This is a genomic window from Erwinia sp. 198, from assembly GCF_003937915.1.
Classification (GTDB): domain Bacteria; phylum Pseudomonadota; class Gammaproteobacteria; order Enterobacterales; family Enterobacteriaceae; genus Erwinia; species Erwinia aeris.
The window spans coordinates 283473-298780 of sequence record NZ_RHUM01000005.1 but is presented as its reverse complement, the minus strand read 5'-3'; the positions used below and the strand labels follow the sequence as shown (position 1 = coordinate 298780).

Below are 15308 nucleotides of genomic sequence, written 5' to 3'. Positions count from 1 at the left end.
AGTTGGTAGAGCAGTTGACTTTTAATCAATTGGTCGCAGGTTCGAATCCTGCACGACCCACCACTAATTAAGTAGTGGCAAAAGGCAAGACGCGAAGATTTTAATCTTTCGGTCTTGACAGACATCGAGCGGCAGGCAGTACACAGCGGGTCGTTAGCTCAGTTGGTAGAGCAGTTGACTTTTAATCAATTGGTCGCAGGTTCGAATCCTGCACGACCCACCACTAATTAAGTAGTGACAAAAGGCAAGCGTGAAGGATTTGAACCTGCAGCAGGTTCGGTTGAGCAAAGCGAAACAACGCTGCATTAAGCAACGGGCCGACAGGCCGAGGGACGCCGAGTTATCCTGCACGACCCATCGTTACTAAAAGGGTGAACGCTGTAAAACGTGAAGGATTACCATTCACGAAAAGAAGTACCGAAGTGGGTGATTAGCTCAGTTGGTAGAGCATCTCCTTTACACGGAGGGGGTCGGCGGTTCGAGCCCGTCATCACCCACCACTTCGGGTCGTTAGCTCAGTTGGTAGAGCAGTTGACTTTTAATCAATTGGTCGCAGGTTCGAATCCTGCACGACCCACCAATGTAGAAAGGCGCCCTAAAGGCGCCTTTTTGCTTTTCTGCGTTTTATTTTTCCTGTGCCGGCAATTACCTGACAGCAGCAAAGCCTCATAAGTCTCTTCACCGGCTTTCCGGGAAGTCATTCATTGCCCTGCATACAGGCCCTCAATGCAGCGCTTTTACCATCGTGCTACTTCAGCGGCGTCAGGTTTTTCCAGATATGCATGACCGCGTAGCTGCGCCACGGCCGCCAGGCTTCTGCCAGCCGTTCCGCTTCTTTTGCCGTTACGCCGCCCAAATTATTTCGCACCGCGATATCCGCCGCTGGAAACGCATCGGGCCAGCGTAAGGCGCGCATCGCTATGTAATGTGCCGTCCATTCGCCGATGCCCGGCAAGGCGGTCAGCCTGGCTATCATCTGCTCCGGCTTTGCGGCCGCGTCCGGGCTGCCCTGAGCACAGGCATCTGCCAGCGCCAGCAGCGTTCTGGCTCGCGTACGGACGATGCCGAGGCTGGCTATCGCCTCAGGCGTGCTGCGCGCAACCGTAGAGGCCTCAGGCGACAGATGCGTCAGACCGGGAACAGGCGTGGCGATTACCTCGCCAAAAGCGCCAGCAAAGCGCCCGCCCAGCGTTGTGGCTGCCTTTACCGTGATCTGCTGGCCCAGTACGGCCCGAACCATCATTTCAAAGCTATCGAAAGCGCCAGGTACGCGCAGGCCGGGATTTTTAAGCAGGCTTTCGCTCAGTAAAGGATGTTGACCAAGATGCTCTGCAATGATTTGCGGATGTGCATCCAAATCGAATAAATTTCGCAGCCGCAGAAGCAAACCAGACAACACCGGCGCGAGTGAATGCGTAAAGGTTACCTGAAGCGAGCTTCCTGTCTGGATGACGCGGATCCAGCCCCGATGCGCGCCCAGACGTACCGTACGGGCATAGCTGACGTCATCAACCGTTTCCACGCCTTTTAGCGCGCGCAGGCGAAGAAAATCCAGCAGGGCCGTCCAGTCAAAAGGAGGACGGTAATGCAGTAACAGCGTTGAGGTATCGCTATCCGCAGGTCTCTGTTTACGCAGGCGGCCAGGCGGCATCCGATAGCGCTTGCTAAAGGCATCGTTGAAGCGGCGCAGGCTGGCAAAACCGCTGGCCAGCGCGATTTCCGTCACGGGCAGCGCGGTTTCAGTCAGCAGCTGTTTTGCCAGCAGCAACCGACGAGTCTGCTTTAGCTCCAGCGGAGATACGCCCAGTTCTTTATGCACAATGCGCCGCAGCTGCCGCAGGCTGACAGCATAACGGGCCGCCAGCGTTTCCAGACTGGCGTCTTCTTCCAGTACGCCCTCGGCGATATGCTGGATGAGGCTGTCCGCAATACGTCGGCCGTTATCAATAGGCGCATTGCCGGGTGCCAGTTCAGGCCGACAGCGCAGGCAGGGGCGGAAATGCGCTTTTTCGGCGGCGGCAGCGCTGTCAAAGAACAGACAGTTTTTCGCCAGCGGCGCCTTTACGGGACAGATCGGGCGACAGTAAATCCCCGTCGAGATCACACCTACATAGAACACGCCATCGAAACGGCTGTCGCGCGAGGTAAGCGCAAGGTACGCGATTTTTGCATCGATCATCATCTTTTCCCGTCAGGCAACCTGTCTGGCAGAGTAGGCCGCTTTTTGGTGCCGTGCCAGCCATTTTCGGACGGCTAACTATTTCAGCTCAATGACCGAAAACGGCTGGCAACCCGGGCCGTTACGCGGATAATTACTGTCCGTATCACGGAAGGGGAGGAAATAAGATGAGTCATTTTTACACGCTTATGCCATCGCCGGTCGGCACGTTAAAACTGATTGCCAGCGATAAAGGGCTTGCAGCCGTACTGTGGGAAAACGAAGATCCCAGGCGTTACCGGCTTCCCGAGCTGTTGCAGGAAGGATCGCATCCGATTTTGCTGGAAACGGCGCGCCAGCTTGCGGAATATTTTGCCGGCAAACGCAGGCAGTTTGCGCTGCCGCTTGATTTCGTCGGCACAGAATTTCAGAAAAAAGTCTGGGCCGCGCTGGTGGCGATCCCCTTTGGGGAAACCCGCAGCTATCGGGAGATTGCCTGCGAGATTGGTCACCCAGCCGCAGTCCGCGCGGTAGGCGCGGCCAACGGCAAAAATCCCGTATCGATTATTGCGCCCTGCCATAGGGTGATCGGCGCCAACGGCAAGCTGACCGGTTTTGCCGGTGGGCTTGAGGTTAAGGCTTATTTACTGAAGCTGGAGGCAACGGATCACTTTCAGCTTCGCTGAGGGCGGCAAATAATCCGCGACAGCGGTGAAAGATTCGGCTATCTTGTTTAGCATATAAAACAAGCCGGGCGGATAAGCGCGTAATGAACGTTATGACCGCCACTCTGGTTAAGTGCACAAAACGAGAGCCGTGTGATGAGCCTGATGTTCGATCCTGAAACCGCTGTCTATCCTTTTCCGCCTAAGCCTGCCCGCTTAACGCCTGATGAAAAGCAATTTTATCGCAGCAAAATCAAAAAGCTGCTGAAAGAGCGCGATGCGGTGATGGTCGCGCATTACTATACCGATCCGGAAATCCAGGCGCTGGCGGAAGAAACCGGCGGCTGCGTGGCGGATTCGCTGGAGATGGCGCGCTTTGGCAGTCAGCATCCCGCCTCCACGCTGCTGGTGGCGGGCGTACGTTTTATGGGCGAAACCGCAAAAATACTCAGCCCGGAAAAAACGATCCTGATGCCGACGCTTCAGGCGGAATGCTCGCTGGATTTGGGCTGCCCGATTGACGAATTTACCCGGTTTTGCGATGCGCATCCCGATCGTACCGTTGTCGTGTATGCCAACACTTCCGCAGCGGTAAAAGCGCGTGCGGACTGGGTAGTGACCTCCAGCATCGCCGTCGAGCTGATTGAACATCTTGACGGGCTGGGGGAAAAAATTATCTGGGCGCCGGATCGGCATCTTGGCCGCTACGTCACCCGGCAGACCGGTGCGGATATTTTGTGCTGGCAAGGGGCCTGTATCGTCCATGACGAGTTTAAAACCCAGGCGCTGGCGCGGATGAAAGCGCTCTATCCGGACGCGGCGGTGCTGGTGCACCCTGAGTCGCCGCAGGCCATTGTCGAGCTGGCCGATGCGGTAGGCTCAACCAGCCAGCTGATCCAGGCGGCGAAAACGCTGCCGCAGCGGCAAATAATTGTGGCAACCGATCGCGGCATCTTTTACAAGATGCAGCAGGCCTGCCCGCACAAAGAGCTGCTGGAAGCGCCAACGGCGGGCGAGGGCGCAACCTGCCGCACCTGCGCGCACTGTCCGTGGATGGCGATGAACGGGCTACGGGCTATCGCAGAAGGGCTGGAGCACGGCGGCAGCGAACATGAAATCCACGTCGATGCGGCGCTGCGCGAAGGCGCGTTACGGCCTCTGGATCGTATGCTAACCTTTGCTGCATCATTAAAATAACGCCGGTTTACAGCTACAAGGTGCCAATATGGATTTTTTCAGCACGCAAAATATTCTGGTTCACATCCCTGTAGGGGCGGGCGGCTACGACCTCTCCTGGATTGAGGCGATTGGGACGCTGGCGGGCCTGCTCTGTATCTGGCTCGCCAGCCTTGAAAAAAACATCAACTACGTATTTGGTTTGCTCAACGTCACGCTCTTCGCGGCGATTTTTTTCCAGATCCAGCTTTATGCCAGCCTGCTGCTGCAGCTCTTTTTCTTCGGCGCTAACGTTTACGGCTGGTATGCGTGGACGCGGCAGACCACCGACAACCAGCAGGCGCTGCAAATTCGCTGGCTGGGCTTGCCGAAAGCCCTTGGCTGGGCACTGTTCAGCATGGTGGCGATCGCCCTGATGACCCTGTATATCAACCCGGTTTTTGGCTGGCTGACAGAAGTCGCCGTGAAGCTGATGCAGACGCTGGGACTGGCGGTGGCGATGCCGCAGCTTCAGCCGGACGCTTTCCCCTTCTGGGATTCCTGTCTGCTGGTGCTGTCGGTGGTGGCGATGATTTTAATGACGCGGAAATATGTCGAGAACTGGCTGCTGTGGGTGGTCATTGATGTGATTAGCGTGATGATCTTTGCTCGTCAGGGGGTTTATGCCATGTCGTTGGAATATGCCATTCTGACATTAATTGCGCTGAACGGCTCATGGCTCTGGATTAAAAGCGCCCGCAGGCAGGCGCTGGCTTAATCAATGATGATGGTGGGCATGGTCATGCCCGCTTTTTCCCCATGACAGCTCGCAGTCGCCATCCTCACAGCTTTGATATTCCATCTGCACCGTGGCGTGCTCGATCTGATAGTGCTCGTGCAGGTAGTCATGAATACGGTGCAGCAGAGCATCGTGATCGTAAGGCGGGATCACCTGCGTATGGAGCGTGATCACCGGCTTTTCGCCCACCAGCCACAGATGAACGTGGTGCACGTTGCGTACCTCAGGTATATCACGCGTTAACGCCCGCTTCAGCTTCTCCACGTCCAGCTGCGGCGGCGTCCCTTCCAGCAGTTCATGAAAACTCTCTTTCAGCAGCGACCAGGCGCTACGCAGTACCAGCACCGCCACCAGTAGCGACAGGATCGGGTCAATGGGCGTCCAGCCGGTAAACATAATAATCAGCGCGGCGGCAATGGCGCCGACTGAGCCCAGCAGATCGCCCAGCACGTGCAGCGCGGCGGCGCGAACGTTAATGTTCTTCTCTTCGCTGCCGTGATGCAGCAGCCAGAAAGAAAGCAGGTTCGCCAGCAGGCCTGCCACAGCAATGCCCAACATAAAGCCGCCGGCCACGGGTTCGGGATGCATAAAGCGTTGGACGGCTTCCCAGACGATCAGCGCGGTAATGACGATCAAAGCAATAGCGTTAATAAACGCGGCCAGCGTGGTCAGCCGCAGCAAACCGAAAGTGTGGCGTGCGTTTGGCCTGCGGCTGGCGAACTGCACGGCCAACAGCGCCATCAGCAGCGCGGCGGCGTCCGTCAGCATGTGTCCGGCATCGGCCAGCAGCGCCAGCGAGCCGGAAAGCAGGCCGCCAACGACTTCCGCGACCATAAAAACGGCCGTGACCAGAAAGGCGGCCAGTAAACGATTGCGGTTTCCGCCGCTATGAGAGTGCGAATGCGCCATAAGTATCCATCTTTTCAATAAACCTGCTTTATCATAACAAGGAATGGGGCGTGCCCGTGACGGGCTTTTTTATCGTGAATGCGCCGGTGCGGCCAATAAAAAAGGAGAGCCTCAGCTCTCCTTTTGTCTTCCGCGGCCGACTTACTGCGAGGTGCCGTCGGTTTTTCTGTCGGTGCCCGGGCCTACCTTCTGGTTAATGTCAGGGCATTTACCGTCTTTGCACTGGGTATTTTTATCGATCTCATCCGCGGTCATTTTCTTTTTAGCGTGATGGGTCGTTTTGTGCGTGGTATTGGCAGTAGCGTCACCGGTATTATTGATATGGCTGTTATCAACGTTGTTCGGCGCAATATTCTGTTTTGCGCTGCCCGCTGCGGCCCCGGCGTCTGCCGCCTGGTTAGCGGTACCGTTGTTGCTGCCCGCCGCCATGGCGGAAGCGCTGCCCAGAGTCATGGCTGCTGTCAGGAAAACGATTGCAAACTTTTTCATCATCTTACTCCGTTAATTTTTTTGCGTCTTGGCGAACCAAACCCTGCTAAAAAAGCGGTTTGCATAAAGTGGAAGAGGTAGCCTCTCCTTACGCAAGCGATACGCGACGATAAAGCAGGCGATCCCTGTGCGTTTTTTTTAAGTATTAACAGGTTAAAGTGTAGTAAAAAGCGCGAAAACGGCAACTCATACTGATAATAATTTGTGCAAAGTCGATTTACAGACTGGGGTTCACGCGATAAATTGGTCTGGATGCGCCCGGTGTGCAGTACGGCTCAGTAACTATCTGGAAATATTATGAATTATCAGAATGATGACTTAAGAATTAAAGAAATAAAAGAACTTTTACCTCCCGTTGCGCTGCTTGAAAAATTTCCTGCCACGGAGACGGCGGTTAAAACTGTCGCTGATACCCGCCAGGCCATTCACCATATTCTGCAAAAAAACGACGATCGCCTGCTGGTGGTGATCGGCCCTTGCTCAATTCACGATACCGAAGCCGCAAAGGAGTATGCTGCCCGTCTGCTGAAGCTGCGCGCAGAGCTGAGCGACTCGCTGGAAGTGGTCATGCGCGTTTACTTTGAAAAACCGCGCACCACGGTTGGCTGGAAGGGGCTGATCAACGATCCGCATATGGATAACAGCTATCAGATCAACGACGGTCTGCGCATCGCGCGCAAGCTGCTGGTGGACATCAACGATACCGGCCTGCCGGCGGCAGGCGAATTTCTGGATATGATCACGCCGCAGTATGTGGCCGATCTGATGAGCTGGGGGGCGATTGGCGCGCGTACTACCGAATCTCAGGTGCACCGCGAGCTTTCCTCGGGGCTTTCCTGTCCGGTCGGCTTCAAAAACGGCACCGACGGCACCATTAAAGTGGCTATTGATGCGATCAATGCTGCCAGCGCGCCGCACTGCTTCCTGTCGGTGACCAAATATGGACACTCCGCCATTGTGGAAACCAGCGGCAACGGCGACTGCCATATCATTCTGCGCGGCGGCAAAGAGCCGAACTACAGCGCACAGCATGTGGAAGAAGTGAAGGCAGGCCTGGCGAAAGCGGGTCTGGAGCCGCAAATTATGATCGACTTCAGCCATGCCAACAGCAGCAAGCAGTTTAAAAGGCAGCTGGTCGTGGCGGACGACGTGGCGCAGCAGATTGCGGACGGCGAAAAAGCGATTATCGGCGTAATGATCGAGAGCCATCTGGTCGAAGGCAATCAGAATCTGGAAAGCGGTGAGCCGCTGATTTACGGTAAGAGCGTAACCGATGGCTGCATCGGCTGGGAAGATACTGAAACCGTGCTGCGCCAGCTGGCAGAGGCGGTGAAGGCGCGTCGCGGCTAGGTTATTCCGTACATAACATAAAAAAATCCGCCTTTCGGCGGATTTTTTATTGGCTCTTACTTCGCTTTACCCTGATTCGCTACGGCGGCGGCTTTAGCCGCGATTTCGTCCGCATCGCCCAGGTAGTAGTGCTTGATGGGCTTGAAGTTTTCGTCGAACTCATACACCAGCGGCACGCCGGTTGGGATGTTCAGCTCAAGGATTTCTTCTTCGCTCATGTCGTCCAGGTATTTCACCAGCGCGCGCAGCGAGTTGCCGTGTGCAGCAACGATCACTTTCTCGCCTTTTTTCATGCGCGGCAGAATAGACTCGTTCCAGTAAGGCAGCACGCGATCGATGGTCAGCGCCAGGCTTTCGGTAGTTGGCAGCTGCTCGGCAGTCAGCGCGGCGTAGCGCGGGTCGTGGCCAGGGAAACGTTCGTCAGCGCGATCCAGTTCCGGCGGCGTGACGGCAAAGCCGCGGCGCCACTGTTTAACCTGCTCATCGCCATATTTCTGCGCGGTTTCCGCTTTATCCAGACCCTGCAGCGCACCGTAGTGACGCTCGTTCAGACGCCAGGATTTTTCAACCGGCAGCCAGGCCTGATCTACTTCGTCAAGAATGTTCCACAGCGTGTGGATGGCACGTTTCAGCACGGAGGTATAAGCGAAATCGAAGGTAAAGCCTTCTTTTTTCAGCAGCTGACCCGCCGCTTTCGCTTCGGTACGCCCTTTATCGGACAGATCAACATCGTACCATCCGGTAAAGCGGTTTTCGTTGTTCCACTGGCTTTCGCCGTGACGTACCAGAACCAGCTTAGTTACAGCCATAGCTTAACTCCTTAATAATCTGACGTTTCTAAGATAACGGAAAGCGAAAATTGCCGACGCAATTTTAACTGGCCATTACCATAGCGGAAATCTGCGCGCCACGTAAGCCTGCCGCAGGCGCGATGCACGTTTTTCATGCGCTTAATCAAAGCGGCGTCAGGCGATAACGCGTTTCTGACTGATACGATTCACCCGGCTGCAGCCAGCAGTCGGACTGCGGCCATTCAGGATGATTAGGCGAGTCGGGTAAAAACTCGCTTTCCAGCGCAATGCCCTGAAAGGCAGTATAGACGCCCTGCTCGCGAGCCGGGGTACCTTCCAGATAATTTCCCGAATAGAACTGTAGCGCAGGCGCGGTGGTAAACACGCTGAGCTTCAGCCTGCCGTCGGCCGACCACAGCTCCGCATCCGGCTGCGTGTCGTTGCCGCCGTTCAGCAGAAACGCGTGATCGTAGCCTTTGACCGCGCGCTGATCGTCATCCAGCAGGAAGTCCTGCGCTACCGTTTTGATCTCTCTGAAATCAAAGCCGGTATCGGTGACGTCGGTCAGCAGGCGGTTGGGAATACCTTCGCTGTCGACCGGCAAATAATGGTCGGCACGCAGGCGCAGGCGATGATGGCGCGCGTCGCCGTGTTGCGCGTCCAGATTGAAATAGGCGTGGTTGGTCAGATTGACCGGACAGGCCTGGTCCACCGTGGCGTGATAGCGGATCGTGAGCGTATTGTCCTCTTCCAGCCGATAGTGCAGAGTGACCTGGAGATTGCCGGGATAGCCCTGATCGCCGTCAGGCGAATCCAGCTGGTATTCTACTTCCTGGCCGGTCTGGCTGACGATCTGCCAGCGACGAGCGTGGAAGCCCTGTGGCCCGCCGTGCAGCTGGTGTTTCCCCTGATTAGCTGCCAGCTGCCAGCGCTGCTCGCCTGCACTGATAGCGGCGTTAGCGATACGGTTAGCGTAACGGCCAACCGTTGCGCCCAGATAGGCGGTCTGATTCAGGTAGTCGGCCGGCGAAGCGCAGCCCAGCAGTGCTTCGCGCACGCTGCCGTCTTTCATCGGCACGCGCGCAGAAAGCCAGGTGGCGCCCCAGTCCATAAAGGTCGCCACCATGCCGCCCGCGTTGCGCAGCGTTGTGATGCGCCATGGCTGGCCGTCCGGCGCATGAGAGTGACTCAGCATGTGCCCGCTCCTTCAGAGGCTTTGCAGACGTAGAACGTTTCTTTAATGCCGGACTGCGCCTCATACTGCTCCGCCACGGCCGCTTTCACGCTGTCGACCAGATCCAACGGCATCAGCGCCACCACGCAGCCGCCAAAGCCGCCGCCGGTCATGCGCACGCCGCCGCGATCGCCCAGGCTGTTTTTCACAATGGTTACCAGAGTATCGATTGGCGGCACGGTGATTTCAAAATCGTCGCGCATGGAAGCATGAGATTCCGCCATCAGCACGGCGATGCGCGCCAAATCGCCTTTCGCCAGCGCGTCGGCCGCTTCCAGCGTGCGTGCATTCTCGGTCAGCACGTGGCGCACGCGTTTGGCGACCAGCGGGTCAAGCTCATGCTCCACTGCCGCAAACTGCGCCAGATCGACATCGCGCAGCGAACCTTTGTTAAAGAATTTTGCACCGGCTTCACACTGCTGACGGCGCGTGTTGTACTCGCTGCCGACCAGGTTACGGCGGAAGTTAGAATTGATGATCACTACTGCGATATCTTCCGGCATCGGCACCGGACGCGTGCCCAGCGTGCGGCAGTCGAGCAGCATCGCATGATCTTTCTCGCCCAGCGCCGAAATCAGCTGATCCATGATGCCGCAGTTACAGCCGACAAACTGGTTTTCCGCTTCCTGGCCGTTTACGGCAATCTGCGCCCCGTCCAGCGGCAGCGCATACAGGTGACGGAACACGGTGCCGACCGCGACTTCCAGCGAGGCGGAAGAGCTGAGGCCCGCGCCCTGCGGCACGTTGCCTGCAATCACCATATCCACGCCGTTAAAGTCAGGAATGCGTTTTTGCAGGTGCTTAACCACGCCGCGCACGTAGTTTGACCACATCTGCGTGTCATGCGGCACGATGGTTTCATCCAGCGAAAAAATATCTTCCTGATTTTCATAGTCGGCGGCGATGACGCGTACCTGGCGATCGTCGCGTTTGGCGCAGGCGATCACGGTCTGATAATCAATAGCGCAGGGCAGCACAAAACCGTCGTTATAGTCGGTGTGTTCACCAATCAGGTTAACGCGGCCCGGCGCCTGAATAGTTTGCGGCGCGGCATAGCCAAATTTTTCGCTGAAAATCTGTTGGGTCAGGGTTTTTAAACTCATGGTTATGCTCCGGTCTCGCGGAAATGAATATCGCTGACGGCACGCAGCCGTTCAGCCGCCTGTTCCGCCGTTAAATCACGTTGGGTTTCGGCCAGCATTTCATAGCCAACCATAAACTTGCGCACCGTGGCGGAACGCAGCAGCGGCGGATAGAAATGCGCGTGAAGCTGCCAGTGGTCATTGGCGTCGTCGTTGAACGGCGCGCCGTGCCAGCCCATAGAGTAGGGGAAGGAGCACTGGAACAGGTTGTCATAGCGGCTGGTCAGCTTTTTCAGCGCTACGGCCAGATCGGCCCGCTGCGCGTCCGTTAAGTCAGTCAGGCGCTTGACGTGCGCTTTCGGCAGCAGCAGCGTCTCGAACGGCCAGGCGGCCCACCAGGGCACCACGGCCAGCCAGTGTTCTGTTTCTACTACCGTGCGACTGCCGTCGTTCAGTTCACGGCTGGCGTAATCCACCAGCATCGGCGACTGGTTTTTCGCAAAATAAGCGCGCTGGAGATCGTCCTCGCGTTTGGCTTCGTTAGGCAGGAAGCTGTTGGCCCACACCTGGCCGTGAGGATGCGGATTGGAGCAGCCCATCGCCGCGCCTTTGTTCTCAAACACCTGTACCCATGGATAATGCTGGCCCAGATCGGCAGTCTGCTCTTGCCAGGTGCGCACCACGTCTTCCAGCGCGGAAACCGACAGTTCCGGCAGGGTTTTGCTGTGATCCGGCGAAAAGCAGATCACCCGGCTGGTGCCGCGCGCGCTTTCGCAGCGCATCAACAGGTCGTCGCTCTCCGGCGCGTCCGGCGTATCGGTCATCAGCGCGGCAAAGTCGTTGGTAAACACATAGGTGCTGGTGTAATCGGGATTTTTATCGCCGGTTACGCGCGTGTTGCCGGGGCAAAGAAAGCAGTCCGGATCGTGCGCAGGCAGCTTCTCCTGAGAAGGCGTCTCCTGTGCGCCCTGCCAGGGGCGTTTGGCACGATGCGGAGAAACCAGAATCCACTGATCGGACAGTGGGTTATAGCGGCGATGCGGATGATCGACCGGATTAAATTTCTGCATATTGAGTCCTGATTACTTTGTAATGCCTGCAAGCCTGAAAGAAAAATAGCACAGCGCGAAACGATAAAGCGTGATCGAGTGTGAATAAATGGAATCGTTTACACAAGATGAAAATTCCGAAGAGGCAGGTTTCACGGCTGTTTAATCCATAAATTCATTTCCCGCTACGGTTGAAAGTGGTAGCGGTTACACGGGGCGTGCCGCCTGTCGACAGGGCAGGGGAAATTCATGGCGGGTAAATATCAGATTAATCGGATGACGCTCTGACACACCGGCACCCTGAAACCATTGTTGGTGTTTAGTGCCAACATACTAAAGCTGCGCGAACCATTAGTGCCAACATACTAAAAGAACGAAAAGAGTAGCGCTAATATCCAGGCAGGCGAGCGTTCGCCGCTTGTCAGGACGTATAAACGAGGCCCGACCGTCGAACACAGGGATACGCATGCCGAGGCTCCAGGGACGGAATTACGCCATGTCTGCGTCATGCATGGCGCAGTTGGTGTGTGCCAAAAAGTGTAGCGGTACTATGCACGGTTATTCAGGCCGTACAGGGGCAGATAATCATGGCTTTACTCGGTAGAATAATGTCGAAATCTAGAACCAGATATGAGCGACTGCGTTACTGGCCATTATGGGAGTGCGCCTTTTTTAAAAGCACCAGGTGTTGGGGATGAAATAAACGGTCTGTTCTTAATTCAGGCCACAATCACAAAAAAATCATTATAAAAATACAGTATATTTTGGGTTGTCGAAGGTACTCATATGTCGTATAAAACATGCGTAACGACTGATTTATCAGATAAGCAAAGCATAGTGGAACGCACGTTTTAAAATTTCTGTGGTACTCAACAAGGCGAGGATTTCTGATATTAACGCTCAGTTTTATTGAGCAGCATAGAGAAATAAATGAAGGTTTTTTATATGGATATGCGTAACTTTGAACAATGCAGGAAGATGACAAAATCCCCTTCATGGACTTTCCTTGATGTATTCCGTTGGAAAATACTTCCTGAAAGATTTGGCGGTGGCAGATCTTATGCCAGAGGTTTTAAATATACCTGGGTCAAAAAACAGAGTTTGCTTATCAGATCGGCTGCTCTTCGCTATAAACTGCCCCAGAATTACTTGCTGGTGTCTGCTGGATTGAGGTAGGCGGCGATCCAGATATTATAGATCGTTTTGCTTTTGAAGTTCGCTTCATAGACTGGAGCGGCCCAGTCTGTATCGATCGTAATCTTACTGTAACCTCTCCGCCGGCTAAAACCTCGTTTGGCTTTGTCAGCATGCAACTGCGTACAGCAGCTAAGACTATGGGCCTTAATGCAGACAAGATGAGTACATCAGAACTCCGCTCGCTATCACGGTGTCTTGAAAAAGATGCTTATAACATTACCCTCGTGGCTATGCACTTACGCCAGCTTGCTGACTATGACAAGTTACCCTCTCGGCTCAGTATGAATGATGTGAGAATTATTGGATCCAGATATAACCGGGGCGCCAATCCGAGTCTGGAAAGCATCAAAAAAGATACGCGATATGGTGATTTTATTGTCAAAAACTGGCAGCATTTTACCAGGCTGGTCTCGTAACAGGGTCATGATTTTATAAATAAGTTTTTTAGAATTGCATTTATTCTTTTTTATCTGGTTTGCATGGTGCTGATTTATTTATCTATGGTTGATAAATACGATGTTATCTACGATATGGATTCGACTATCCCGCAAGGTTCGTTAAATAATAACAGGGGTAATGGAAACGTTTTTGGTGGGCTGGCACTATCATTTATATTCATACTTTACATGGTCTTTTTTTACGTTGAAAAATCCAAAAAATGGAAATGTTTAACAGGCATCATGACGGCACTGATACGTCTGTTTTTCTTCATCAGATAAGCCTTATATAGATTTTTGCAAAATTTTAGCAGGCTTCAGATTTACATATTCATCCCGCGCCCACGCCAGTCCGACTGGCCCTACATACTATGCAAGAGTTCCCCATGTACATCACGCCATGCCGTTACCTTCAATGCGGTATCCTTTCTTTAAACAGGCAGACTGGCCAGCCTGACGGCTGGCCCTAAGCTCGCCTCAGAGCCTGTCCTGCTGATAGCGATAGCCGTCGCCGTCCGGCACGAACGTCAGGCGATGGGTGATGCACTGTGGCGCATCTTCAGCATGGTGAGAAACGAAAAGAAGCTGCGTGGCGCCTTCGCCAATCAGCACGTCAACAAAGCGGCGCACCAGCTGGCGGTTAATCGAATCCAGCCCCTGCAGCGGCTCGTCCAGGATCAGCAGAGCCGGATGCTTGACCAGCGCGCGGGCTATCAGCACCAGCCGCTGCTGCCCCCATGACAGACTCTGAAAAGGCGCGTCCGCCACGGCACGCATCCCCAGCAGCTGTAGCCACTGCTCCGCCAGCTTTTGCTGCCGATCGGAAACGGCCTGATAAATACCGATAGAGTCAAAATAGCCGGAAAGGATCACGTTGCGCACGCTGCTGCTGACGCGGTAATCCAGATGCAGGCTGCTGCTGACGTAGCCAATATGCTGTTTGATATCCCAGATGGTTTCGCCGCTACCGCGACGGCGGCCAAACAGCGTTAAGTCATTGCTGTAGCCCTGGGGATGATCGCCCGTTACCAGGCTCAGCAACGTTGATTTTCCCGCGCCGTTCGGGCCGACGATCTGCCAGTGTTCGCCCGCCTGCACCGTCCAGTCAAGATGGTTAAGAACAGGGCGATCGTTATAAGAGACTACGCCGTCCCGTAGCACCACTAGCGGCGTCTGCGATGACAGCGCTGTTTTTGCCGACGCGTTGTCCGCTTCCGGTAGCGCCATCCCCTGCAGGTTTTCACTGTGTGCCAGCTGGGCGACCAGCGCCTCGGCCAGGATTGCTGCGCGTGCGCCTACATGCGTTAACTCACATTCGGCCAGCACGCCAACCCGTTCGACGAAGTCGGGAATATCGTCAAACCGGTTCAGCACCAGCACCAGCGTGTGCCCTTGCTGGTGGAGCTGCGCCAGAACCTGGGCCAGATTGGCGCGCGACGCAACGTCCAGCCCGTCAAAAGGCTCGTCGAGGATCAGCAGATCCGGCTCGGCCATCAGCGCCCGGCAGAGCAGCGTCTTGCGGGTTTCCCCGGTCGAGAGATATTTAAAACGACGATCGAGCAACGAAGCGATGCCGAAGGTTTCTGCCAGCTGACGACAGCGTGCCTCATCACGCACCTCCTGCTGAATAATGTCGGCAGCGGTGCGGCCGGTATCTTCTTCATCCGGGCCGAGCATATCGGTGTTGTTACGCTGCCATTCCTCGGAAACCAGCTTCTGTAACTGCTCAAGCGAAAGACGAGTGGGGCGGAAAGTATTGACGACTTCGCCTCGGGCGGCGGCAAGCTCGCCCGCGAGGGCGCGTGCCAGAGACGATTTGCCGCTGGCGTTAGCCCCTACAAAAGCCCAGCTTTCGCCAGCCTGGATCGTCAGCGACGGCAGCAGCAGGTTTCGGGTCGCGCTAAGATGAAACGTGCCTTGCGAAATTTGCAATATAGACATTATTTATTCCATTTTATGCATTGTCCTCGTCACTATCGATGCTGAGCGGCGA

12 protein-coding genes, 3 tRNA genes and 1 other RNA gene are annotated in these 15308 nt (G+C 55.2%); 8 read left to right on the top strand and 8 right to left on the bottom strand.

Annotated features, from left to right (window positions below):
- Positions 1-147 precede the first annotated feature (147 nt).
- The 4 genes from EGK14_RS09745 to EGK14_RS09730 all read left to right on the top strand — a co-directional run bounded on the left by EGK14_RS09745 (position 148) and on the right by EGK14_RS09730 (position 580).
- A tRNA-Lys gene (locus tag EGK14_RS09745) sits at positions 148-223 on the top strand.
- A gap of 13 nt (positions 224-236) precedes the next feature.
- Positions 237-360, top strand: a non-coding RNA gene (locus EGK14_RS09740) — RtT sRNA.
- 64 nt (positions 361-424) lie between these two features.
- Positions 425-500, top strand: a tRNA-Val gene (locus EGK14_RS09735).
- Positions 501-504: 4 nt separating this feature from the next.
- Positions 505-580: transfer RNA gene (locus EGK14_RS09730), tRNA-Lys, on the top strand.
- Between the two features lie 168 nt (positions 581-748).
- Here EGK14_RS09730 and EGK14_RS09725 read toward each other — a convergent pair.
- Positions 749-2179: a DNA-3-methyladenine glycosylase 2 gene (locus tag EGK14_RS09725; RefSeq protein WP_125288904.1), complete on the bottom strand. Its 1431-nt coding sequence runs from the start codon at positions 2177-2179 to the stop codon at positions 749-751.
- A 167-nt stretch (positions 2180-2346) separates the two neighbouring features.
- On the opposite strand from EGK14_RS09725, the gene EGK14_RS09720 reads away from it, so the two are divergent.
- The 3 genes from EGK14_RS09720 to pnuC all read left to right on the top strand — a co-directional run bounded on the left by EGK14_RS09720 (position 2347) and on the right by pnuC (position 4756).
- On the top strand, positions 2347-2844 hold the full coding sequence (locus tag EGK14_RS09720; protein WP_125288881.1) for a methylated-DNA--[protein]-cysteine S-methyltransferase: 498 nt from the start codon (positions 2347-2349) through the stop codon (positions 2842-2844).
- A gap of 135 nt (positions 2845-2979) precedes the next feature.
- The gene (gene nadA / locus EGK14_RS09715) at positions 2980-4020 is read left to right on the top strand and encodes a quinolinate synthase NadA (RefSeq protein WP_125288903.1); all 1041 of its coding nucleotides are present in this window, start codon (positions 2980-2982) and stop codon (positions 4018-4020) included.
- A 28-nt stretch (positions 4021-4048) separates the two neighbouring features.
- On the top strand, positions 4049-4756 hold the full coding sequence (gene pnuC, locus EGK14_RS09710; RefSeq protein WP_125288880.1) for a nicotinamide riboside transporter PnuC: 708 nt from the start codon (positions 4049-4051) through the stop codon (positions 4754-4756).
- On the opposite strand, the gene zitB is transcribed toward pnuC, so the two are convergent.
- Complete coding sequence (zitB, locus tag EGK14_RS09705; RefSeq protein ID WP_125288879.1) at positions 4757-5686, bottom strand: CDF family zinc transporter ZitB; 930 nt, start codon at positions 5684-5686, stop codon at positions 4757-4759. It abuts the gene before it with no gap.
- A 141-nt stretch (positions 5687-5827) separates the two neighbouring features.
- Positions 5828-6178, bottom strand: coding sequence for a YbgS-like family protein (locus EGK14_RS09700; RefSeq protein WP_125288878.1), 351 nt, complete (start codon positions 6176-6178; stop codon positions 5828-5830).
- 294 nt (positions 6179-6472) lie between these two features.
- Between EGK14_RS09700 and aroG the strand changes: the two genes are divergently transcribed.
- Complete coding sequence (aroG, locus tag EGK14_RS09695) at positions 6473-7525, top strand: 3-deoxy-7-phosphoheptulonate synthase AroG (protein ID WP_125288877.1); 1053 nt, start codon at positions 6473-6475, stop codon at positions 7523-7525.
- 56 nt (positions 7526-7581) lie between these two features.
- Here aroG and gpmA read toward each other — a convergent pair whose 3' ends face one another.
- The 5 genes from gpmA to modF form a co-directional block, all read right to left on the bottom strand.
- Positions 7582-8334: a 2,3-diphosphoglycerate-dependent phosphoglycerate mutase gene (gpmA, locus tag EGK14_RS09690; RefSeq protein ID WP_125288876.1), complete on the bottom strand. Its 753-nt coding sequence runs from the start codon at positions 8332-8334 to the stop codon at positions 7582-7584.
- Between the two features lie 145 nt (positions 8335-8479).
- A complete protein-coding gene (galM, locus tag EGK14_RS09685) occupies positions 8480-9511 on the bottom strand; it encodes a galactose-1-epimerase (protein ID WP_125288875.1) in 1032 nt (343 codons plus the stop codon).
- Positions 9505-10653, bottom strand: coding sequence for a galactokinase (galK, locus tag EGK14_RS09680; protein ID WP_125288874.1), 1149 nt, complete (start codon positions 10651-10653; stop codon positions 9505-9507). The genes galM and galK overlap by 7 nt, the downstream gene beginning before the upstream one ends.
- A 2-nt stretch (positions 10654-10655) precedes the next feature.
- Positions 10656-11702, bottom strand: a complete 1047-nt coding sequence (gene galT / locus EGK14_RS09675; protein WP_125288873.1) for a galactose-1-phosphate uridylyltransferase — start codon at positions 11700-11702, stop codon at positions 10656-10658.
- Positions 11703-13792: 2090 nt separating this feature from the next.
- Positions 13793-15256: a molybdate ABC transporter ATP-binding protein ModF gene (gene modF / locus EGK14_RS09660; RefSeq protein ID WP_125288872.1), complete on the bottom strand. Its 1464-nt coding sequence runs from the start codon at positions 15254-15256 to the stop codon at positions 13793-13795.
- Positions 15257-15308: the final 52 nt, after the last annotated feature.

Excerpts from the sequence above, each read along its gene's own strand:
- EGK14_RS09725 (WP_125288904.1), bottom strand. The coding sequence starts at position 2,179 with ATGATCGATGCAAAAATCGCGTACCTTGCGCTTACCTCGCGCGACAGC.
- EGK14_RS09720 (WP_125288881.1), top strand. The coding sequence starts at position 2,347 with ATGAGTCATTTTTACACGCTTATGCCATCGCCGGTCGGCACGTTAAAA.
- nadA (WP_125288903.1), top strand. The coding sequence starts at position 2,980 with ATGAGCCTGATGTTCGATCCTGAAACCGCTGTCTATCCTTTTCCGCCT.
- pnuC (WP_125288880.1), top strand. The coding sequence starts at position 4,049 with ATGGATTTTTTCAGCACGCAAAATATTCTGGTTCACATCCCTGTAGGG.
- zitB (WP_125288879.1), bottom strand. The coding sequence starts at position 5,686 with ATGGCGCATTCGCACTCTCATAGCGGCGGAAACCGCAATCGTTTACTG.
- EGK14_RS09700 (WP_125288878.1), bottom strand. The coding sequence starts at position 6,178 with ATGATGAAAAAGTTTGCAATCGTTTTCCTGACAGCAGCCATGACTCTG.
- aroG (WP_125288877.1), top strand. The coding sequence starts at position 6,473 with ATGAATTATCAGAATGATGACTTAAGAATTAAAGAAATAAAAGAACTT.
- gpmA (WP_125288876.1), bottom strand. The coding sequence starts at position 8,334 with ATGGCTGTAACTAAGCTGGTTCTGGTACGTCACGGCGAAAGCCAGTGG.
- galM (WP_125288875.1), bottom strand. The coding sequence starts at position 9,511 with ATGCTGAGTCACTCTCATGCGCCGGACGGCCAGCCATGGCGCATCACA.
- galK (WP_125288874.1), bottom strand. The coding sequence starts at position 10,653 with ATGAGTTTAAAAACCCTGACCCAACAGATTTTCAGCGAAAAATTTGGC.
- galT (WP_125288873.1), bottom strand. The coding sequence starts at position 11,702 with ATGCAGAAATTTAATCCGGTCGATCATCCGCATCGCCGCTATAACCCA.
- modF (WP_125288872.1), bottom strand. The coding sequence starts at position 15,256 with ATGTCTATATTGCAAATTTCGCAAGGCACGTTTCATCTTAGCGCGACC.